This is a genomic window from Streptomyces pactum, assembly GCF_002005225.1.
Taxonomy (GTDB): domain Bacteria; phylum Actinomycetota; class Actinomycetes; order Streptomycetales; family Streptomycetaceae; genus Streptomyces; species Streptomyces pactum_A.
On the sequence record NZ_CP019724.1, the window covers coordinates 4,628,221 to 4,648,304 of the forward strand.

Genomic DNA, 20,084 nt, shown 5'->3' on the forward strand with positions numbered 1-20,084 from the left:
GGTGGATCAAGCGATGAGGAGGCATGCGTCCCAGGCGGACTGGGGTGGTGCGGCGGTGCTGGGCGCGAGGAGGGCCAGGGCTATGCCGGCGGCGCCGTCGAGGAGGCCGGGGCCGCCTTCCTTGTCCTGAATGAGCGCCGTGGCCATGAGTTCGGGGTCAGTGCTTGGTGGGATGACCGCAGCCAGGAGGGCCGGGATCGCGGCTCGGAGTTTGTCTGCGGTTGAGGGGTGGGCGTCGTCGGCCGTACGCGCAGCGGTGTGGGCGAGGCCGGCGGACCCGTGGCAGAGGCCGTTGTCCGTCGTGGCCTTCAGCTGCTCGGGATCGGTGAGGGCCGCCACGAGCGCGTTCTCCGCGTCGATCTGGCGGCTGGCGTCGCCGAGGGCCAGCGCGGCAAGTTGCTGCGCGCGAGCGAGGCCGGCGGTGCCGTAGCACCAGGACGGCCGCCGGGGCGCGGACGGCGCGAGACGCCCCCTGCGCAGCTCGCCTTGAGTGATCCAGTACGGCCAGTCCGGTCCGCCATCGGCCTTCTGTTTCCAGCGGTCCAGCCAGGCCAGGATGGTGCGTACTGCTGCATGGTGCCCGTCGGTGACGGAGCCGTTCCGAGCGGCGAGGGCCAGGAGCGCGAGCACGCCGCCGATGCCGTGTGCCATACCGGTGTTGGCGTGTCCGCCGGGGAATCGGTCGTCCGGGCTGCCCGAGGGCCCGGTCTCCGCCCACCAGCCCGGCAGGGTCTCGCCGTGATGGGTGATCGGTTCGGTGAGGCGCACGCAGTAGTCGAGGACGGCGCGCATCGTGGAGCTGCCGGGGTCTCGGCGCAGTAGGTAGGCGCCGTATCCGGTGAGGCCCCGGATGGTGTCGAACTCGGCGAGCTGCGGCAGGCGTCCGGCGTCGATGCGGCGGTGTGCGGTGTCGAGACGGCGTCCGACGTCGACTGCGATCTGCCTGTCCATCGCGTCGAGGGCGCGCTGGTAGGAGCCGGGGAGGTGGTCGGCGGCGCAGGTCAGGGCGTGGGCGAAGGCGGGCACTCCGTAGAACGGGTGGCTGTCCGGGCCGCTGGTGAGCGGCTGCCGGGAGGCGGCGGCGAGCCAGTCGTGGGCGCGGTACCACGGGCCGTGGCCGTTCGCGGCCAGCTCGATGTGCAGGAGCGCGATTCCGGGCGGGCCGTAAGCAAGGTGCTGCCGGTCCGAGGTCAGCGTCCTGGAGGCGAGGCGCACGGTGTCGGGGTCGGCGAGCCGGGCGGCGATGGCGTGGACCAAGCCGAGCGCGGGGTGGGCGGTCACGAGGCCCTCCCACGGGTGCGGGCGGTCCAGGCCAGGGCGGCGGCGCGCGCCAAGTAGAGGCACACCTCTTCCTCCGGGAAGTTCACTGCGACGTGGCGCACGAAGTGGACGTGGAGCAGGGAGGTCAGGACGTCGTCGACGGCGATGCCCTCGGTGTCCGGGCCAGGCAAGTGCGGCCGGTACGTGGTGAGCGCCGTATCCCGGTCAGCCCATCCCGACACGATGGCGTCCCCGCCCGGGACATGGCGCATCGCCGCCCAGTTGTCGGACGGGTCGGCGAGCCGTACGGCGGCGGTGAACTGCGGGCGCGGAACGGGAGCGGGGGTTTTCGGAGGGACGTGGTCGATCAGCCACCGCATCCCGGCTGCGGTGCTGCCGAGGAACGCGGAGGCGATGGCGACGGTGTGGGCCGCCATCAGCGTGCGCTGACCGGGGCGCTGTGGCTGCGCGAGCTGGGCCAGGATGGCGCGCGAGTCCGCCCGGAAGACCTCCTCGGCCGCCTCCCAGGCGGTGCCGGAGCCCCAGCGGCCCATCTCCCGGTAGGAGGTGGGATAGCGCAGGTCAGCCAGCAGGCCGATGCTTCGTACCTCGTCGGCCCAAGCGCTCACCGTTCGGGCCGTGCCAGCAAAGGCTTCCGGGTCGGGGAGGGCGATGCGTACGCGGAGGTGCTGGTCCGGGTCGCGGAAGCGGATGAACCACCATGGCGGGTTACCGAGTTGTTCGAGAAGGCCGGGCAAGTGCCGGGATAGCAAGACGTCTTGGCGGCGGGGGTCGCAGTACAGGGCGGCCAGAAGAACTGAGGACGCGGCAGGCGTCTGCATCTGGGTCGCCGACAGGACGCGGGCCCGGCTCGGGGTGGGCAGAGGCGGCCACGTCGGCGGTCGGGTCGCCTTGAGGGGAACTACGATCTCGTGGGCTCGCCCGCCGCACCAGCCGTACGCCTCTGGTTCCGGGGCTTCGACCAGCACAGTCAGGCGCGTGCGGTCGAGGTGTCTGCGCAGGAGCGCACGGTGGCCGGCCTCGTCGAGGTCGAGGAAGAGGCGCCGGTCATCCTCAACGAGGTAAACGCGGCGCGGCAGCCTCCGCCGGGCGCGCCAGGCAGCGAACGCGGCGTCCCACTCGACCAGAGAGCGGGCATGGCAGGGCAGTTCGGAGGCTTCCAGCCGCCACCGCGCCGGGGTCAGCACGATGCGGCCGTACCGCAGACGCGGAAGGAACGGCATCGCCGCGGCGGCGCCCCAGTCGAAGACAGTGACCTGCGCGCACTGGGCGCGGGACAGTTCGGTGAGGAACCGCACCAGCGGCGGGGTGTGGGTGTGGAGGTTCAGCGCGTGCATCCCAATGGCCTCAACGCGGTGGCCTCGCTCGGGGACGGCGAGGTACATACGGCGGCCGTCGCACCCCACCGCCAAGTCCTCCGAGGTGAGGACGGTGTCCTGCGGGGCACGGTGCTCCTGAAGGCTGATCACGGTGGGCAGGACCTGTGGGGAGCGGGTGACGTGGGCGCTCTCGGGGAGCAGGGGCGGGAAGGAGAGCTGCGCGGGCATGGTGTTGCCGTCTGCGGCCGGGAGGTCAGCAAGCTCGGCGACCAGGGCCTCCCGGTCAGCAAGGGCCAGCACACTGAGGAATCGGCCCGTGGAGACGCCGGCGCCACGGGACACGCTCATGACCTCCAGCCGGAACCGCCCGCGCTGCAACTCCTCCAGGCTGGCCGCATGCACTCGCACCCCGATCTCCAGGTGCGGCGGCAGCCGAGGCTCGTCGGGCCCTACGTCCAGAGCCTCAATCTGTTGATCCGTGAGGATCACTTCGTCACGGCCGTCGAGCACAGCGGCCTGAGCCAGCCCTACGAGGGCGTCATCCCGAGCGGAGACACGGGGCCTGCGTGCGCCGGCCGGAGCGCCTGGGTAGCCGTCGGGATAGCCAGTGCCGCTGTCCGCGACGACCTCCGCGAGCGGCACCATCGTGCCGATGCCGTACCGCTCGTAGAACCGCTGGTGGTACTCGTTCCACGCGGCGGTCCCGTACGGGCGGATGCTCAAGTGGGTCAGGATGAGAGCGGCGCGCTCGATCTCTCGGGCGACCGTTTCCGGCAGAACGATCTGCGCGTCGAGGCGGAGGTCGAGCGCGAGGGGGTGGCGACGCAGGCCGGGGGCGAGGTCTCGCATCTGCGCCGCGACTCTGTCCCGGCCGCCGTGCGTAGTGCACTTCTCCAAACCCGCCCGGATCGCGTGGAGTTCGCGTACGGTCTCCGCGACCGGGGCCAGGCTCCCGGCGTCGATCGCGTCGAGTTGGCCCACCAGATACCCGAGGGCGTCGGTCTCGGTGCTCGGAGCGTGCAGGCCCGTGATCAGCACCCGCCGCCGGATCAGCTCCGCCAGCAGGTGACGCGCCTTCTCGGGACCGGCCTCAGGGAACTCCGCCTGGAGCTTGTCCACGAGGGTGCCGAACCGGATCGGCGCCCGGGTCCCGGCAAGGACTGCGCGCACCGGTCCGGTCAGGGCCAGAGACGCCTCGACCGCGCGAGTCCGGTCGTCTTGGACGTCGGGCTGGAACGGCACGATGAGCCGGTCTCCCCGGTACGTCACGGTGTTGTTGGCGACGACGGGCAGCCGTTCGAGGAGGTCCGGGCATGACTCCAACCACGCGACTACGGCAGCCAGCCACTCTGCCCCCGCGCGGCCGACGGCCACGTGTTCCTCGCCCCAGCCGGCCCGCGCCTGCGGGCCGAACTCCGCGGTGGCCACGCCGGCGAACAGGCCGAAGGGCGTGGCCCGGTGCTGGGCCCGCAGCAGGTAGCGGGCTACGGACAGCGCCGCGCGCTGCACATCGCGGCGGGCGGGATGCTCGGCCGTGCACAGGGCCCGTACCTGCGCGGCCAGGACCGGGCTGGAGTGCTGGAGTGCCTCGGCGACGTCCTTGTTCGCCCAGACCGCGCGTAGCCACGCCACAAGGGCGGACGAACCACTGGGCGAGCGGTCATCGAGGTCAGGGCATGGAGGAAATGGCAGCGAGGGCCGGGCCACGGCGCGCACGAGAGCAGTGGAACCGGTGCGGAACGCTGCGGGCGGAGCAACCACCAAGTACCTCCGTAGGCGAGGGGGCCGGGCGGCTGGTGCCGTCGCGTGGAGACGCGGCGGCACCAGACTGGGGTGATCTGGGGGCCGGGTCAGGCGACGTTGGTGGTGCAGGCGCCGCAGGTGGACCCGCAGTTGTCGTCGGTCAGGTTGACCAGGCCCGCCGGGTCGGCGATCTCGACGAGGGATACGTCCAGGTCGAAGCCGTCCGATGCCCCAGGGATCTGCGGGCGTACTTCGGTGCGGCTGGGAACTACGGTGCTGCGCGTCATGCTTCAACTCCTCTTAATCGTTGGGGTGTTACTGGGCTGGAGCGCCCACCAGGTGCCGCTGAGGGAGCGTTGCCACTCGGCTGCTCCCCGGACGGCTCCTGGCCGCCCGGCATGTGGGGACGTGCTCCGCGTAGGAAGTCCTCGCGGGGCGCCTGACTCAGGCCGGGAAGTCATGTACCGGGAGTCTGATCAAGCGGATGCCGGTCGCCGCTCCATGAAGTAGGCGAGCGCCTGGGCCTTGAGGCGATCGAGGCACGGCTCGCAGGCGTAGAAGGGCGCGTGCTGCCCGTCCCACTGCACCGGGCCGAGCCACATCACCAGGACTCCGGTACGTCCGCAGCCGAGCCAGCAATCACCGGTGATCCACGGCCACTCCATGGAGGGACGTCCCCTTTCTCAGCTGGTCGGGATGGTCGATCTGGCGGCCTGACAGTTGGGAGCACAGGCCCAGAGCTGGAACGGCAGGCCCCGGTGGCGTATCTCGCCCAGCCGTCGACCGCTCGCTCCCAGCGGCCGAGCACAGAGGGCGCAGTCCATGGCCATCTGCTGGCGGGGCCGGAGCCGGGCGAGATCCGGAAGGGGCGAGGGTGCCGTGGCCGGGATACTCACTCGCCACCCCCGGTGCGGAGTTCCGCCCAGACCTCTTTGCCCCAGGGGCGTCTGCCCGAGCCATGCAGGTCGTAGCCCCAGCGGTCGGCGACAGCATCGACGAGAAGCAGCCCACGCCCCGACTCGTCGTCGTCACCCGCCTGGCCGAGTATGGGCAGACGCGTCGGTTCCCGGTCCACGACCCCAACACGCACTCGTGTCGCGCTCGGCCGCCCGACCGTGAGGCGGATCTCGGGACACGGAGTGTGCCGGGCGGCGTTCGCGATCAGCTCCGTGACGATCAGCGCGGCACGGTCGGCGAGGCCATCGATGTGCCACACACCGAGGACGGCTCGGACGAGGTCGCGGCCGATCTCGGCCGTGGACGGCTCGCACGGGAAGGTCTGGCTGTACGTGGGGTGGCCGACGGAGAGGGCCTCAACTGGTGTTCTTAGACTCGTCATTGGGGTGGAGCCTTCGTGTCGTCTCGGCGCCCGGCCCACCCCCGCGGGGGAACCTCAGGGGCGGGCCGGGCCGTCAACAGCCGCCCGCACGGTGGGGCGCGGCGGGCGACCAGCACCCAGACAACTCCCTTTCCCCGCAGGCTGGTTAGGACGTTCAGGCACTCAGCCGACGGACCTGCCTAGGACGTTTTGACCTCTCCTTTACCTGGCGGGTGGGGATCGCGCGGACTACCGTGCCCGCATGGACACCACCCGCAACACCGTTCTTGAGGCGTGGATGACCGAACACGGCTACAGCTCCAACAGCCTCGCCGAGGCCGTGAACAGCGCCATTGAACGGTTGACCGGGCGCCCTGGAGGACTCGACGGCTCATCGGTCCGGGCATGGAAAGCGGGCCGGGTCACGTGGCCAAAGTCAGCCGCCCGCAAGGCACTTGAGGACGTCACCGGACTACCCGCCGTCGCTTTAGGGTTCGTGCCACGGAGCCGGCCTTCGTCCACCCCGGCCCCACCGCAGCAGGAGGACCCCGACATGAAGCGCCGCACCCTCGTCGGCAGCATCGCGGCGGCTGCCGCAGCAGCAGCCGCACCCGGCACCACATCGCCGCGCCGTATCGGCATGAGCGACGTCAACCGCCTCAACAAGCGCTTCGCCGAGATCATCGCCAGCGACCACCGCCACGGTGGACAACTCGGCATCGAACAGCGGGCCGCCGCCCTCGCCGACGAGGCACTCAACCTCCAGAACGCCGGCAGCGCCACCCAGCGGGTGCGCAGCAACCTCTACGCCTCCGCAGCCGCCTTCCGCTCCTCCGCGATGTGGGCCGCCATCGACGGCCGCCGCTACGACATCGCCAAGGCACACATGCGCGAGGCCCAGGCCCTCGCCGAGATGTCCGGCGACCAGGCGATCAAGTTCCGCATCTGGAGTCACGCGGGCACCATGTACCGCCACATGGGCCGTCCGGCCGACGCGTTCGCCGCCAACGACGTCGCCCGCAACCTGCACCTCACACGCCGCGACCCTCTGTTCGCCTCCCTCGGTCTGGCGCGCCAGGGCGCAATCCACGGCACGGCACAGGACCGCACCGGCACCCGCCGGGCCTTCGAGCAGGCCCAGGACGCCATGCTGCGAGCCGACCCCGCCGACTACCGGCCGGTGTGGATGCTCGCCTTCTACGACCAGGCCGAGCTGGACTCCCTAGCCCTCTCCGCACACTTGGCGCTCGGCGACTACTCGACCGCCGAGTACCACGCCCACCGCTGCCTGTCCGCCCTCCGCCCCCACATGATCCGCTCCCGCGCAATCACCACCACCCGGCTCGCACACGCTCAGCTCGCCCAGGGCGCCCCCGACGCCGCCACGGCCACCGCGATGAAGGTCCCCGCCGAAGCCGCCACCCAGCACGCCCGGGTCACTCGCATGCTGCAGGAGTTCGGGGCCGCACTGCGCGCCACCGCGCCGGGCACCTCCACCGTGCAGACCTGGACCGAGCACACCGCCACCTGGAGGATGGCCGCATGACCACGGCGCCCGCCATCGAACTGCGTACCTTCACCACCCTCGACACAGCCCGCGGCGACCTCCTCGACGTGTACGCCGACGTACGCGCCCCACTCCTCCACCTGCCGAACTACGCGGTCACCGCGTTCGGCGAACGCCTGGACCGACACGGCACCGAGCCGGGGTTCACGGCCGTCCTCGCGTACGCGGACGGGTATCCGGTCGGCTACGCCTACGGCAACACCATCGAGCACGGCGACCGCTACTGGCAGCGCACCAGCCCGACGCCGGCGGAGAAGTACACCGCGCATCCGGCCGTGGCTTTGAAGGAGATCGGCGTCCGGCAAACCTGGCGGAAGACAGGCACCGCTCGCCGCATCCACGACGCCCTCCTCGCCACACGCCACGAGTCCTTCGTCACGCTCATGGTCAACCCGGCTGCTGGAGACGGAAAGGTCCACGCGCTCTACAAGTCGTGGGGGTACAAGGACATCGGCCAGAGTCAGCCGTCACCGGCCTCGCCGGTGCTCGCCGTGATGATCCGTACCATTCGCTGAACAGCCCCCGAGGACGTGCCCCACAACGTGGTGTAGGGGATTCGCATCCCCTGTCAGCACCCGGCGCTATCGTTGAAGCACTCAGCTCAAGGGGCACCGTTCGTGATGCTGTCACGCAGTGAAGGGGGAAAGGCTCATGAGTCCTAGGCCAGGGGGTGAGGCTGACAAATTTGGTAACCGCTATGAAGGCGCCTGGACGATTCGACACGTTCTCTACGTGCTTCTTGGTACGGGTCATTCTGTAACGGTCGAGGACATCGATGAGCTGGGCCTGGGAGCCGAGTTCACCTATCGCCACGGCGACACCGTAGAAGTCCATCAGTTGAAGCGGCAGAACGGCAGCGCAAACACCTGGACGGTCAAATCTCTCCAAGACAAAGGGATTTGGGAGAACGTTCGCTCGCACGTCGAAGATGGACGTCAGTTCCGCTTCGTTTCCCTATTGCCTGCCAGTCCCCTTCAAGAGCTTGCCGATCGCGCAAGGCGCTCAGGAAACCATGATGATTTCATCAAGCATTGGCTAACGAAAGGGCTCAGGGACCCATTCGACGACCTTTCATCTTCCGAAATCTTTGAATCTTCGGAGATAGCATGGAAAATCTTGCGAGGCTTTTCGATCTCATGGCCAGATGAGCAAGACATTGTGAGCATGAACGGAGCATTGGCACAACTCCTTTTGGAAGGTGCAGCCGGAAGTCTAGCGGCAGTTGGTCTAGGGGACTTGATTCAGAATTCCCTTGGTGTCACGCTTGATGCCCCGGCAATTGATTCTCGCCTGGGCACTTATGGACTGAGTCGGTCCCGACTGCTTAACGCGAGTGGGATTGCTGAACAGGTTAGCTCGGTTTCTAAGGGGTGGGCATCGAATATTGAGCGAGAGCTCCTTCAACCGACTATTGATCGCTCCGAGGCCGACCAGCTAGTAGGGCTAATCAATGGGTCGAATAAACTTCTTCTATTGATGGGGCATGGTGGCGGCGGAAAGAGTGCCGCGCTTCATCACGTCTACGAATCTCTTGACGCGGATTCGGTGCCACTTCTAGCTTTCCGGCTTGATCGTCTCGAGCCCTTCTCCTCTACGACTGAGCTAGGGGAAAGGATTGGCGTAGGTGTTTCTCCTGTCACGGCACTTGCTGCAGTTGCTGGAGAGCGCTCCAGTGTTCTCATCGTGGACCAGTTGGACGCCGTTAGTCTGACATCAGGGAGAATGCCGAGGAACTTTGATGCCGTTGCGAGTTTGGTGCGCGAAGCGTCAGCATTTCCTGCAATGACGGTCGTTCTCGCTTGTCGGAAATTTGATGTCGAGAACGACTACCGGATCCGCGAACTTGCAGATGCCAAGAATTGCGCGCATGTCGAGGTCGGGGAGCTTTCCGACGCGCAAGTCACAGAGTCGGTTCGTGCAATGGGATTGGATGCGAACGCGCTAGCTGACCACCAAAAGACGCTACTGCGCTCTCCGCTGAACCTTGTTCTGTTGAAGAGTATCGCCGGCGACGAAGACGCCATGGCATTTCAAACCACGAAAAATCTCTTCGACGCCTTCTGGCAACGCAAGCTGACCGACTGTCGCCAGAGGCGTGATTCAGTTCGCTTTAACAAGGTTATCTCGACTCTTGCTGAGGCCATCAGTGCGAGGCAGCGGCTCTCTGTCCCGATTACTGCTCTTGATGCCGATGATCTGGCTGATGATGCGGGAGTCCTTGTCTCGGAGCATGTTCTCGTTCGCGATGGTCAGCAGATCGCATTCTTTCATGAGAGCTTCTTCGACTACGCCTTTGCTCGTGGCTGGATCGAGCGCGATGAGTCACTCGTATCGTTCCTGCTGGGAGGAGAGCAAGAACTCTTCCGGCGGGCGCAAGTTCGTCAAGTTATGAACCATCTTCGAGAACTCGAGCCAGACCGCTTCGCTGTCGAGACGGAGGCCCTACTTACGAGTCCCGACATCAGGTACCACATCAAAGATGTGGTCCTTAAACTTCTCGGATCTCTGTCTGACCCAACATCCCGTGAATGGGAGATGGTGACCAACGTCCAAGAGACACACCCAGCCTTCGAGGCACGACTGTGGCGAATCCTCCAGACAGCACCGTGGTTTGAGCGTCTCGATGCGGAGGGTGTCATCGAAGAGTGGCTTGACGGGGAAGACGAAACAGAGCAGGGACGAGCCATCGAAGTGATGGCAGGGGCTGCGAAATCAAGCCCTGATCGTCTTGCTGAGATCCTTCAGAGGTACAAGGCTGTAGCCGAATACCCGCAGTGGCTACGATGGGTAACTCGGTTCTCTGATATCCATCAGAGTCGCCCTCTATTTGATTTGCTCCTCGACGCCGTGAGGAGCGGGCAATATGTGGGAATGGAGGATGAAGTCTGGCTTTCTGCTCATGATCTCGGTAAGCAGCGGCCCGATTGGGTGGTCGAACTGTTGGCCGCACACCTCGTGGACCGGCCTAGTGCCATGGCCGTAGATGACAAAGGGAAGATCGAGACCCTACTTGACCGAGATTACTCGGTAATCCAACTAACGCAACTCGCGGCAGCGGGAGCACCAGAGCTTTTCTGTGAACGTCTCATCCCGTACATGTTGGGAGTAATGGCTAAGACAGCCTACGAGCACGATGACAGCCGCCCTCATAGGGATCGGCATTTCTCCCACCGCCACCCACGAACCAACATTCGTGAACTTGAAGATGCACTTCTAGCAGGGGCTGCTACAGCGCTTCGCGGGATCGTTGAAAGGGACGCCGCATCGGCTCGTCCAGTCCTCGAAAGCCTCGCGTTTGATCCTCACGACACAGCGCAGTGGCTCCTCTATGAGGCATTGCGGGCGGCAGGTAGTCACTACGCAGATTGGGCAGCCGAGCTTCTACTTCAGGGGACCCACCGGTTTATTAGTGGCTACTATGCGGCAAATGCTGTATGGAAAACGCGGGAACTCATCCAGAGCACGAGTCAGTTCATGCCTGATGAGGCATTCGCCAGTATTGAAGCTGCGATTCTCGAAGTTCGTTTTCCATGGGAGTCCAAGCCTACGGGCTGGTACCCGTTTAATCTGCTTTCAGCGATGCAAGAAGATCGGCTATCTGAGCTAGGGCGCCGTCGACTCGGCGAACTACGCAGGAAGTTTGATTCCGATCAGCCGGCAGAGCCTCAGGGCGTAACGGGAGGCGCGATCGGCGCTCCCATTAATCAGGCTGCCGCCGGACGCATGAGCGATGAACAGTGGCTGGGTGCCATAGCAAAACATAACTCAGAGAGAACCGACTGGCGGACTCACACCGGTGGCGCTTACGAGCAATCACATGTCCTACAGGAGCAAACGAAGAGCGATCCTGAGAGATTCTCTCGGCTAGCTCTTCGATTTGATGAAAGCGTCCATGCTGCTTACGGTGATGCAATCCTCATGGGACTAGGCAACGCCGATGCCCTTGCTGACCCTGCGCCGGTGTTTGAAGCCGTCCGACACATCGCTTCCCTCGGACACGAGGCAAACAATCGGTGGCTGGGATCTGCCATCCGAAAGTATCTCAAGACAGTTCCTCAAGATATCGTTCAGCTTATTATTGACCGCGCGACCGGTGCTAGTGACCCAGTTGATGGCAGCTTGACTGTCCAAACCGCCAATCAAGAGCACACTCAGGGACGAGACCTGTATACGTCGGGGATTAATTCTTCGCGAGGAAGTGCGGCAGAGATTCTGGGTGACCTCCTTATCTACGACGCGGATGGCTCTCGAACAGCGTTGGTTCTCCCAGTGCTCGATGCAATGGCCGAGGATCCTGCTGTCACCGTACGCTCTTGTGTCGCGCATGTGATTCATGCCTCTATGCGTCACGCTCGTCCTCAGGCGTTGCAAGCATTCGCTCGCCTCATTAATGCAGACGATGAACTTCTGGCTACACATGCTGTAGTGCGGCTTATGGCTCACATTGGCTTTGAGGACCTTGACGTAGTGAAGCCTGTGATTGAACGCATGCTTCAATCGGAGAGATACGAGACGCGACAGTGTGGCGGGCAATTGGCTGCTCTGGCTGCGATGCATTGGAGCTTGGTAGAGATGTTGGACTCGGTGCTCTCAGGCGAAGACGTAGCCAGCCGTATTGGAGCTGCCGGGGCTTGTGCTCACGGGCTGTCTAATGCGACCGATACCGCCGTTGCTCAGCGAGCCTTCGAGCAATTTATCGATGACCCTGAAGACAAAGTACGCGGTGCTATTGCTGAATTTGCATCGGTAGTTCGCGGTCAACGCCTACGTCCCCTGAAGGTCTCTCTCAAAGCACTAATTCATTCTGCCTCTTTCGAGGAGGCTCTACCGCAACTGCTAATTACTCTTGAGCACGCCTCTGACCGCGTCGACGACTTGGCGTTGGAGTGCGGTCGTCGATTCGTTGAGATCCATGGAGAGGGCTCGGGAGACATTCGGAATCGCGCAGCAGCAGACGCACGGCATGTTGGTGAGCTACTAGTTCGGGCGTACGCGCAAGCTACATCGACTACAAGCCGCGGGCAGGTTCTTGATCTACTGGATCAACTTCTGCTTATCGGGGCCTTTGGTGTGGCGGACTTGGTAGAAAAGTCTGAGCGATAGTAGTGAACGGGCGTGATTCCCACACCATTGGCGATCAGCAGAGCGCCGGGCCGGTCCTGCGCTCTCGGCAACGGGTGAAACGAGGGCCACGTACGGCGGATGAAAAGTGAGCCGGATTAGGTGGCTCGCTGCGCGCTTCTGACCAGCGGAAACAGTACCGCGTGGCAGCGTCGAGCACCCCGCGGCATGGATCCAATCCCACTCCTAAAGCGGGTGTCGCAGGGATCGAATCCTGCCGTCGCTACACTCAGCGCCCGGTGGAGAAGGCCGCTCGAAGGGGGAGCGGCGGATATACGCGAATCCTGTGAGGCAGCAGGAGCGAACGCTCTGGTCAGCGGCATGTTCTGCGTGAGCGATGCGTGAGCGGACGGTGTGGCACAACCCGCCGCGCGGCGGATCGGCACTCACGGCGCACATGCTCTGACCAGGCGGTTCCGGACACCGAACCAGCGTCCGGAACCACCCAACAGGCTTTGGCCAGGACTTTTAATCCATTGGTTGTGGGTTCGAGTCCCACAGGGCCTACCGACGGCGCTCGGGTCGGCTTCGGCCGGTCCGGGCGCCGACTCGTTTCCGGGCAGGCGGGCGCGCGGGTGGGGTCAGCCCCGGTCGCCGTTGAGCCACGCGAGCAGGCGGGCGCGCTCCTTGTAGGAGCAAGGAGTGTGGACGGCGCCGGACGTGACGTAGGTTCCGGACCCGCCCCGCAGGTCGTACCCGTAGTCGCTGGGGCCGTACTCGCCGTCGCGGTAGCCGTCCATGTCGTCGGCCCAGTCGAGGAGACCGAAGTCGAACCCGAGGCCGAGATTCTCGAGGTACCGGGCGGGGTCGGCCGGTTCCACCGGCGCGGGACGAGCGGCCGCCCCGGCGGCGAGCCGGTCTTCGAGGCAGCCGTCGGAGCGCACGGGCTGGCCCAGCCACCACCCGGCCAGGAACACGGCGTACAGAGCTGTGGCGGCGCCGAGGCGGCGCGGGGTTGTCCAGGCAGGCATCCGGGGAGTGTCACACGACACGGGTCCGGCGCCCGCGTCGGCGGACGCGCCCGGCCACATCACCCCCTACCGCCAATCGCCCTCGAACCACGCCCGCAGGCGGGGGCGTTCGCCCGTGTCGTTGGTGCAGGCGACGGCGTAGTCGGCGAACGTCTGGGACAGATGGACGTCGGCGCCCCCACGCGGGCCGCGGGCCGGGTCCGGCATCGGGGCGGACGGGAGGGGGGACACCGGGTCGTACCGTGACGGGTACGCCGTGGGCGTCGGAGTGGGTGTGGGGAACGGTACGGGTTCGTACTCCTCGGCGATCCGGTCGAGGGCGGCCTGGTCGACGTGGCATTCGGGGGTGACGGGCTGCCCCAGGTACCAGCCCGCGACGAACACGCCGTAGATCGCGGCGGCGGCGCCGAGGCGGCGCGGGGTGACCCGGCGAGGAGTGTTCACGGGCGGCCCCGCTCCGGGGCCCGGGCGGCGCCCCGTCGCGCCTGGACAGCGGCCTCGGCGTCGCCGGCTCGGCGGTCACGGACGAACCGGCAGGCGGCCGAGTACGCGGCGAGGGTGAAGGCCGCACCGGTTCCGGGGAGGGCGCGGAGGCCAACCCGGTGTATTCCGTGCGGTGTTGTGCTCATGCCGAGGGACCCTAGCCGCAGCGGTGACCGCCCTGTCCGTGGCTCTGCCCGTGAGCCGCCGGCCGGGACCGGTGCAGGGCCTCGATCATCCAGGGCTGGAAGGGCAGGTGTGCGGGCACCACCTGCCAGTCGTTGACGGTCCAGACCAGGCGCCAGTACCGCTCGACGAGCGGGTCGTGTCCCGCGTCGAACTGCCGGGCCATCCACGCCCGCAGCTCGGGGCTGTCGGGGCGGCCGAGCGTGGCGGCGAAGCGCTCCACGACGGCGTCGACGACCGGGACGGCATCGTCATCGTCCGGGTCGATGTCCGCCGCCCTCGCGGCGGCGACGGTCCGCCTGACGAAGGGGACGAGCTCCGCCGCCGCCTCGGGAGCCGCGCCCGGCAGGGCCTCCTCGTCGGCGGGCGGGAGCGCCGCATGCGCCATGCGCGCGCGGAAGCCGTCGTCGGCGACGAGTTCGGCGATCTCCACCCACGCGGTGAGCTGGGCGTCGGACGGTTCGTCGGGGAGATCGGGCAGGGCGGTGCGCAGGGCGGCGGCAGCGCCTCGGGCGTCGGGAGCGCCGGCACCGAGGCCGGCGATGAAGTCGGCCACCATGCGCCGTCGTTCGTCGGAAGAGAGGCGGGTCAGGCGGTGCATGAGAACTGTCTCCTCGGGGCTCGAGCCGCGCCGGGCGACGAGACGCAGCATGCTCTGCCGCAGGCGCAGCGCGCGGATCTGGAGGGCGGTGGCGTCGGCGTGCGCGGCGGCGACCTCGGCGACGGGGAGGTCACCGTCCAGGACCCGGCGGACGGTGGGGAGGTCGACGTCCAGCTCCCGCAGGACCCGGACCAGGCGCAGCCGACCGAGGGCCGCGTCGCCGTAGCGGCGGTAGCCGGCCGGGGTGCGGTGAGTGGGCGGCAGCAGGCCGGTGTCCGAGTAGAACCGGATCGTCCGTACCGGCACACCGGTACGGGCCGACAGTTCACCGATCGAGTGCAGGGGCGTCGCGCCGTTCATGGCGCCCACTCTCCGGTCTCCAGTCACCGGAGAGTCAAGCCGCCGTACGACGCGGTACAGGGCGGGAGGCGCACGGCGTCGCCGGCCGCCGACCGCGCTCCTCGGTGTCCCACGGGGAGGTCCTGCACCGGCGGGTCGTCGGCCCCGGCGGGGGTGTGATGATCACCCGGGGCTTCTCGACGCGCGGGCAGGGGGTTCGTGTGAGGGGAGCATCCGCCCCGGACGTCGGGGCTTTCGGATCGGATGGGACCGGCATGACCGTCACCAAGCTTCTGCTACCCGCGTCTGCCGCCGTGCTGCTGGCCTCGGTCACCGCCTGTGGCGCATCGTCGGTGCCGCAGGCCTCGCCGAGTGCCTCGGCCGGCTCGGCCACCGCCGGGACGCGTCCCTCGGCGAACGTCCAGCCGGTCACGGCCACCGTGCCCGACGTCATCGGCGGCAACGCCGGGCGCGCGTACGAGCAGATGAGCTCCGAGCTCGACATGACCTTCGAGGACGCGAGCGGACAGGGCCGTCGGGTGGACGATCCGGCCGAGTGGAAGATCTGCGACTCCCGGCCGGGACCGAACCAGCAGATCACCGACGCCCCGGTGGTCTTCGGCGTGGTGCGCGTCTCGGAGAAGTGCCGGGACACGACGCCGGAGTGACGTGTCCCGGGGCTCCGGCGGCACCCGGTGCGCCGCGGACGCGCACGCTTTCGCGGCCGACGGCAGTCCGGGAACGGTGCTCGAGCGCCGGCGCTCAACCGCGTTCCTCCCGGTCCGCCGGGACGGACTATCGTCGTAGACGTCTTCTGGCAATGACCGACGGTCACTGGCGATGACCGAGGCCCGCCACGCCGTCCGCTCACCGGAGCCGCCCCCCATGCCCCTCCCCTACGTCCTCCTCTCCGCCGCCGTCTCCCTCGACGGCTACCTGGACGACACCGGCCCCGAACGGCTCCTGCTCTCCTCCCCGGCCGACTTCGACCGGGTCGACGAGGTGCGGGCGTCGGTGGACGCGATCCTCGTCGGGGCCGGCACGATCCGGGCCGACAACCCCCGGCTGCTGGTGAACTCCGCCGAGCGGCGGGCAGCGCGGACCGCGGCCGGGAAGGCGGAGTACCCGCTCAAGGTCACGGTCAGCGCCACCGGCGAGCTGGACCCGGCGGCACGGTTCTGGCACACGGGCGGGGAGAAGCTGCTGCTGACCACGGACGACGGCGCGCGGCGGGCCCGCGCGCTCGGCATCGCCGCCGACACCGTGCCGCTCGGCCCCGTGCTCGACTGGCGGGCGGCGCTGGAGTACCTGCACGACCGGCGGGGCGTGCGGCGGCTGATGGCCGAGGGCGGGGGGACCGTCCACACCCAGCTCCTGCAGCAGGAACTCGCCGACGAACTGCAGCTCGTCCTCGCGCCGCTGTTCGTGGGTGACCCGGACGCGCCCCGGCTGTTCGGGCCGGGCGGCTATCAGGGCGGGCGGCTGCGGCTGGTGGAGTCGCGGCGCATCGAGGACGTGGTGCTGACGCGGTACCTGCCCACCGCCCCCGGCACCGGCGACCGCGTGTCCGCCGCCGACCGGCACTGGCTGGCGCTCGCCTGCGAGCTGGCGGAACTGTGCCCGCCGTCCGCGACGGCGTTCAGCGTGGGGGCGGTCGTGGTCGCCGCGGACGGGACCGAGCTGGCCCGGGGGTACTCACGGGAGGGCGGCGACCCCGTCGTGCACGCCGAGGAGGCCGCGCTCGCGAAGGCCGGCCCCGCCGGCCCCCGGCTCGCGGCGGCCACCGTGTACAGCAGCCTGGAGCCGTGCGCCCGCCGCGCGTCCCGGCCCGCGCCCTGCGCCCGGCTGATCCTCGACGCCGGGGTGCGCCGCGTGGTCACGGCCTGGCGGGAGCCGGACACCTTCGTGCCGGGGGCCGACGGCAGCGGAGTGCTCGCGGCCGGGGGCGCCGCCGTCGTCGTACTGCCGGAGTACGAGGAGCGGGCGAAGGCGCCGAACCGTCACCTGGAGGGGTAGGGGGATACGGATGTGCATTCCGCCCCCGGGATGACGTACAGTAGAGACACAACGGCGCGGGGTGGAGCAGCTCGGTAGCTCGCTGGGCTCATAACCCAGAGGTCGCAGGTTCAAATCCTGTCCCCGCTACTGAAGACCGAAGGCCGGAATCCGCAAGGATTCCGGCCTTCGGTGCGTTCGCGTGCGTTGGCGACGTATGCACCGGCACCGGACCGGCCCGCTACCGTCACCGGCCGGTTACCGTCACCGGCCGGTTACCGCCACCGGCACGGGCCCGCCACCGCTACCGCCTCCGGTCCAGGCACCGTCACCCGATCGGCCCGCACGGCTCGCCCCCCGCCGGCGCTCCGGGAAACCTGGAGCACGGGACGGCAAGCGGCGCGGACGTGCGGGGCGGCGGGAGACGAGTGGTGCGGCCAGGTGACGTGGACGACGAGGGAGCGCCCGCCCGGGCCGGCGGCCGGCTCCCCGGCGATCCCGTGCCCGACCCCGGCCTCGGCGACCGCCCGGCACCCGTGCCGCCCGCCACCGGCCCGGCGCGGCGGTGGCGGACCTCGTACGGGCGGACCTTCGTGCGCCTGCTCCCCGTGCTGCTGATCGTCGTCGCCATCCTGTACGACATCTTCACCCCGAGGTACTTCACCGCGGGCCCCCTCTACACGGCCGCACCCCTGGTCGCCGCCCCGGTCTACTCGCGGCGCGGTACGGCGCTCACCGGTGTCGCCGTGGTCGCCGCCGTCATCGGGCTGCAGCTCGGCAAGGGCGTCATCCACTACGTCGACTCCCTCACCGAGCTGATCACCATCGCGACGGTCGCCGTGCTCGCCGTACTCGTGAACGGCTTCGTCCGCCGCACCGGCGAGCGGCTCGTCTCCGTCCGCGAGATCGCCGAGGCCGCCCAGCGTGCCGTGCTGCCCGAGCCCGCCGAGCGGATCGGCGGATTCGAGATCGCCGCCTGCTACGAGGCCGCGCAGGCCGACGCCTTCATCGGCGGCGACCTGTACGCGGTGCAGGACAGTTCGCGCGGCATCCGGCTCATCGTGGGGGACGTGCGCGGCAAGGGCATGGGCGCGGTGGCCGCCGTCGCGGTCGTGATCGGCGCCTTCCGCGAGGCCGCCGAGCAGGAGGCGACCCTGGAGGCGGTGGCGCAACGGCTGGAGCGGGCGCTGGCCCGCGAGGGCGCCCGGCGGGACGGACTGGACGCCTTCGAGGGGTTCACCACCGCCGTACTCGCCGAACTCCCGCACGGCGACGGAACCGTACGCATCGTCAACCGCGGCCACCCGCCGCCCCTGCTGCTGTACGCCGACGGCACCCTGCGCCCGCTGCCCGCCCGCGAGTCGGCGCTGCCGCTCGGCATGGGAGAGCTGGGCGTCTGGCCCGACCGCGCGGAGGAGGCCGCCTTCCCCGGCGGGGCCACGCTGCTGCTGTACACCGACGGGCTGTCGGAAGCACGGGACGCCCGGGGGGAGTTCTACGATCCGCACACCCGGCTGGCCGGCCGCGTGTTCCGGCACCCGACGGAACTGCTCGAAACCCTCGCCGACGACGTGCGCCGGCACTCCGGGGGCGGCATGGCCGACGACATGGCACTGCTCGCCGTACGACGACCCTGAGCGATGTCACCGGACGTGACGAACCGACCGCCCTCCGCATAACAACTGATACACCGTCAGAAACTCGAGCCGGAAAGAGGAATACTGAAACCCGGTCAACTCGCCCGGTTTTCACCGATCGTGAGGCGTACGTCCGGGCCGGATTCGCTAACGATCAAGAGGAACGGCTTGGAATCCGAGCCCTGCGTCTATTAACGTTCGATAACGCAGCGCGGTCGTCCCAGCCGTCACAGAAGGCGGCTCCGTGCGCACGCGCCGAATCCCGCGAGGGAACCGGGGAACCACCACATTGGGGTGAATCGCTCGTACGACGCCGTGGAGACACGGCGGATATACGCGCGTAGGAGACCTTCCTGCTCCGAACCCGTCAGCTAACCCGGTAGGCGGAAGGAAGGAAAGGAGTACGCCCACGTGGCGTCCAACCGGCCTGCCCCCGAGGCCCCGTTCGTGCCCAGCGGGCACGACACCGACACCTTCGGCTACGACGGCTACCGCACCGAAGAGGGCCCCTGGGAGGAGTGGAATCCCACCGCGGAATCCATCCGCCCCGTACGCGGCCGGCACCGCGTCGCCAAGCAGCGCGGCGGACTCGCCCGCAGCTCCACCGTCCTCGGCGTCGGTGTCATAGCCGCGGTCGGCGCGGGCGGCATGGCCAGCGCGCAGACCGGCAAGCCGCCGGTGTCGATCTCCATGCCGGACCTGCCGAACGTCGGCTCGATCATCTCCGACGAGGAGGAGCCGGAGCCCGAGGGTTCCGCCACCCCCCTCAGCGGGATCGGCACGGTCGCCGCCGACACCTCCTCGGAGAGCTCCGCAGGCGCCGGCGAGTCGCTGCGGGCCCGGATCATGGCGCAGGCCGAGCAGCAGCAGGCCCAGGTCGAGACCAAGGCCGCCGCCGAAGCCGCGGCCGCCGCCGAGAAGAAGGCCGCGGAAGCCGCCGCCAAGGCGGAGAAGGAGGCCGAGGCCAAGGCCGCCGCCGCCAAGAAGAAGGCGGCGGAGGAGGCCGCGAAGAAGGCGGAGGCCGAGCGGCTCGCGAAGCTGGCCGAGCAGTACACGCTGCCGACCTCCTCGTACACGATCTCCTCCACCTTCGGCCAGGCAGGCGCCTACTGGTCCTCCGGCCACCACACCGGCCTCGACTTCGCCGCCCCCACGGGCACGCTGCTCAAGGCGGTGCACAGCGGCACGATCACGTCGGCCGGCTGGGACGGGTCCTACGGCTACAAGACCGTGCTCACCCTCGAGGACGGCACCGAGATCTGGTACGCCCACCAGTCCTCCATCAGCGTCAGCGTGGGCCAGCAGGTCACCACCGGCGACGTCATCGGCCGCGTCGGCGCCACCGGCAACGTCACCGGCGCCCACCTCCACATGGAGGTCCACACCGGCGACGGCGGCGGCATCGACCCGATGGCGTGGCTGCAGAGCAAGGGCCTCACCCCCTGAGTCCCGCCCCGCACACCACCCGTCCCCTCTGATCCCCGGCGGTCCTGACGGCGACCCCCCGACGTCAGGGCTGCCGGTTC

Annotated in this window: 15 protein-coding genes, 1 tRNA gene and 1 riboswitch; of the genes, 8 read left to right on the top strand and 8 right to left on the bottom strand. The window is 68.3% G+C overall.

Annotation, left to right across the window (positions count from 1 at the left end):
• Positions 1 to 6: 6 nt before the first annotated feature.
• The 5 genes from B1H29_RS19635 to B1H29_RS19655 form a co-directional block, all read right to left on the bottom strand.
• Positions 7 to 1,281, bottom strand: a complete 1,275-nt coding sequence (locus B1H29_RS19635; protein ID WP_055421969.1) for a lanthionine synthetase C family protein — start codon at positions 1,279 to 1,281, stop codon at positions 7 to 9.
• Positions 1,278 to 4,232 (bottom strand): lantibiotic dehydratase, encoded by a 2,955-nt coding sequence (locus B1H29_RS19640; RefSeq protein WP_055421968.1) that lies wholly within the window; start codon positions 4,230 to 4,232, stop codon positions 1,278 to 1,280. The genes B1H29_RS19635 and B1H29_RS19640 overlap by 4 nt, the downstream gene beginning before the upstream one ends.
• 218 nt (positions 4,233 to 4,450) lie before the next feature.
• A complete protein-coding gene (locus tag B1H29_RS19645) occupies positions 4,451 to 4,630 on the bottom strand; it encodes an FxLD family lanthipeptide (protein ID WP_016825826.1) in 180 nt (59 codons plus the stop codon).
• A 189-nt stretch (positions 4,631 to 4,819) separates the two neighbouring features.
• Entirely contained in the window at positions 4,820 to 5,008 is a 189-nt protein-coding gene (locus B1H29_RS19650) for a hypothetical protein (protein ID WP_055421967.1), read from the bottom strand.
• A gap of 227 nt (positions 5,009 to 5,235) precedes the next feature.
• Entirely contained in the window at positions 5,236 to 5,682 is a 447-nt protein-coding gene (locus B1H29_RS19655) for an ATP-binding protein (RefSeq protein WP_055421966.1), read from the bottom strand.
• Between the two features lie 241 nt (positions 5,683 to 5,923).
• Between B1H29_RS19655 and B1H29_RS19660 the strand changes: the two genes are divergently transcribed.
• The 3 genes from B1H29_RS19660 to B1H29_RS19670 all read left to right on the top strand — a co-directional run bounded on the left by B1H29_RS19660 (position 5,924) and on the right by B1H29_RS19670 (position 12,331).
• The gene (locus B1H29_RS19660; RefSeq protein ID WP_079160324.1) at positions 5,924 to 7,207 is read left to right on the top strand and encodes a Tat pathway signal sequence domain protein; all 1,284 of its coding nucleotides are present in this window, start codon (positions 5,924 to 5,926) and stop codon (positions 7,205 to 7,207) included.
• Positions 7,204 to 7,743 carry a GNAT family N-acetyltransferase gene (locus tag B1H29_RS19665; protein ID WP_199832457.1) on the top strand — a complete coding sequence of 180 codons (540 nt, stop codon included), beginning with the start codon at positions 7,204 to 7,206 and terminating at the stop codon, positions 7,741 to 7,743. The genes B1H29_RS19660 and B1H29_RS19665 overlap by 4 nt, the downstream gene beginning before the upstream one ends.
• A gap of 217 nt (positions 7,744 to 7,960) precedes the next feature.
• Positions 7,961 to 12,331 (top strand): hypothetical protein, encoded by a 4,371-nt coding sequence (locus B1H29_RS19670; RefSeq protein ID WP_234393201.1) that lies wholly within the window; start codon positions 7,961 to 7,963, stop codon positions 12,329 to 12,331.
• A gap of 599 nt (positions 12,332 to 12,930) precedes the next feature.
• Here the strand turns inward: B1H29_RS19670 and B1H29_RS19675 are convergent.
• From B1H29_RS19675 to B1H29_RS19685, 3 genes are all read right to left on the bottom strand, one after another.
• A complete protein-coding gene (locus B1H29_RS19675) occupies positions 12,931 to 13,320 on the bottom strand; it encodes a hypothetical protein (protein ID WP_055422168.1) in 390 nt (129 codons plus the stop codon).
• 66 nt (positions 13,321 to 13,386) lie between these two features.
• A complete protein-coding gene (locus B1H29_RS19680) occupies positions 13,387 to 13,764 on the bottom strand; it encodes a hypothetical protein (RefSeq protein WP_055421965.1) in 378 nt (125 codons plus the stop codon).
• 196 nt (positions 13,765 to 13,960) lie between these two features.
• Entirely contained in the window at positions 13,961 to 14,947 is a 987-nt protein-coding gene (locus tag B1H29_RS19685; RefSeq protein WP_055421964.1) for a MerR family transcriptional regulator, read from the bottom strand.
• A gap of 254 nt (positions 14,948 to 15,201) precedes the next feature.
• Between B1H29_RS19685 and B1H29_RS19690 the strand changes: the two genes are divergently transcribed.
• The 5 genes from B1H29_RS19690 to B1H29_RS19710 all read left to right on the top strand — a co-directional run bounded on the left by B1H29_RS19690 (position 15,202) and on the right by B1H29_RS19710 (position 20,004).
• Positions 15,202 to 15,594 carry a hypothetical protein gene (locus B1H29_RS19690; protein ID WP_055421963.1) on the top strand — a complete coding sequence of 131 codons (393 nt, stop codon included), beginning with the start codon at positions 15,202 to 15,204 and terminating at the stop codon, positions 15,592 to 15,594.
• Between the two features lie 217 nt (positions 15,595 to 15,811).
• A complete protein-coding gene (locus B1H29_RS19695) occupies positions 15,812 to 16,942 on the top strand; it encodes a dihydrofolate reductase family protein (RefSeq protein ID WP_055422167.1) in 1,131 nt (376 codons plus the stop codon).
• A gap of 55 nt (positions 16,943 to 16,997) precedes the next feature.
• Positions 16,998 to 17,071, top strand: a tRNA-Met gene (locus B1H29_RS19700).
• A gap of 296 nt (positions 17,072 to 17,367) precedes the next feature.
• Positions 17,368 to 18,558, top strand: a complete 1,191-nt coding sequence (locus B1H29_RS19705) for a PP2C family protein-serine/threonine phosphatase (protein WP_167392546.1) — start codon at positions 17,368 to 17,370, stop codon at positions 18,556 to 18,558.
• 243 nt (positions 18,559 to 18,801) lie between these two features.
• Positions 18,802 to 18,959: riboswitch (cyclic di-AMP (ydaO/yuaA leader) on the top strand.
• Positions 18,960 to 18,969: 10 nt separating this feature from the next.
• Positions 18,970 to 20,004 (top strand): M23 family metallopeptidase, encoded by a 1,035-nt coding sequence (locus B1H29_RS19710; protein WP_055421962.1) that lies wholly within the window; start codon positions 18,970 to 18,972, stop codon positions 20,002 to 20,004.
• Positions 20,005 to 20,084 lie beyond the last annotated feature (80 nt).

Excerpts from the sequence above, each read along its gene's own strand:
- B1H29_RS19675 (WP_055422168.1), bottom strand. The coding sequence starts at position 13,320 with ATGCCTGCCTGGACAACCCCGCGCCGCCTCGGCGCCGCCACAGCTCTG.
- B1H29_RS19685 (WP_055421964.1), bottom strand. The coding sequence starts at position 14,947 with ATGAACGGCGCGACGCCCCTGCACTCGATCGGTGAACTGTCGGCCCGT.
- B1H29_RS19690 (WP_055421963.1), top strand. The coding sequence starts at position 15,202 with ATGACCGTCACCAAGCTTCTGCTACCCGCGTCTGCCGCCGTGCTGCTG.
- B1H29_RS19650 (WP_055421967.1), bottom strand. The coding sequence starts at position 5,008 with ATGGAGTGGCCGTGGATCACCGGTGATTGCTGGCTCGGCTGCGGACGT.
- B1H29_RS19695 (WP_055422167.1), top strand. The coding sequence starts at position 15,812 with ATGCCCCTCCCCTACGTCCTCCTCTCCGCCGCCGTCTCCCTCGACGGC.
- B1H29_RS19660 (WP_079160324.1), top strand. The coding sequence starts at position 5,924 with ATGGACACCACCCGCAACACCGTTCTTGAGGCGTGGATGACCGAACAC.
- B1H29_RS19655 (WP_055421966.1), bottom strand. The coding sequence starts at position 5,682 with ATGACGAGTCTAAGAACACCAGTTGAGGCCCTCTCCGTCGGCCACCCC.
- B1H29_RS19665 (WP_199832457.1), top strand. The coding sequence starts at position 7,204 with ATGACCACGGCGCCCGCCATCGAACTGCGTACCTTCACCACCCTCGAC.
- B1H29_RS19645 (WP_016825826.1), bottom strand. The coding sequence starts at position 4,630 with ATGACGCGCAGCACCGTAGTTCCCAGCCGCACCGAAGTACGCCCGCAG.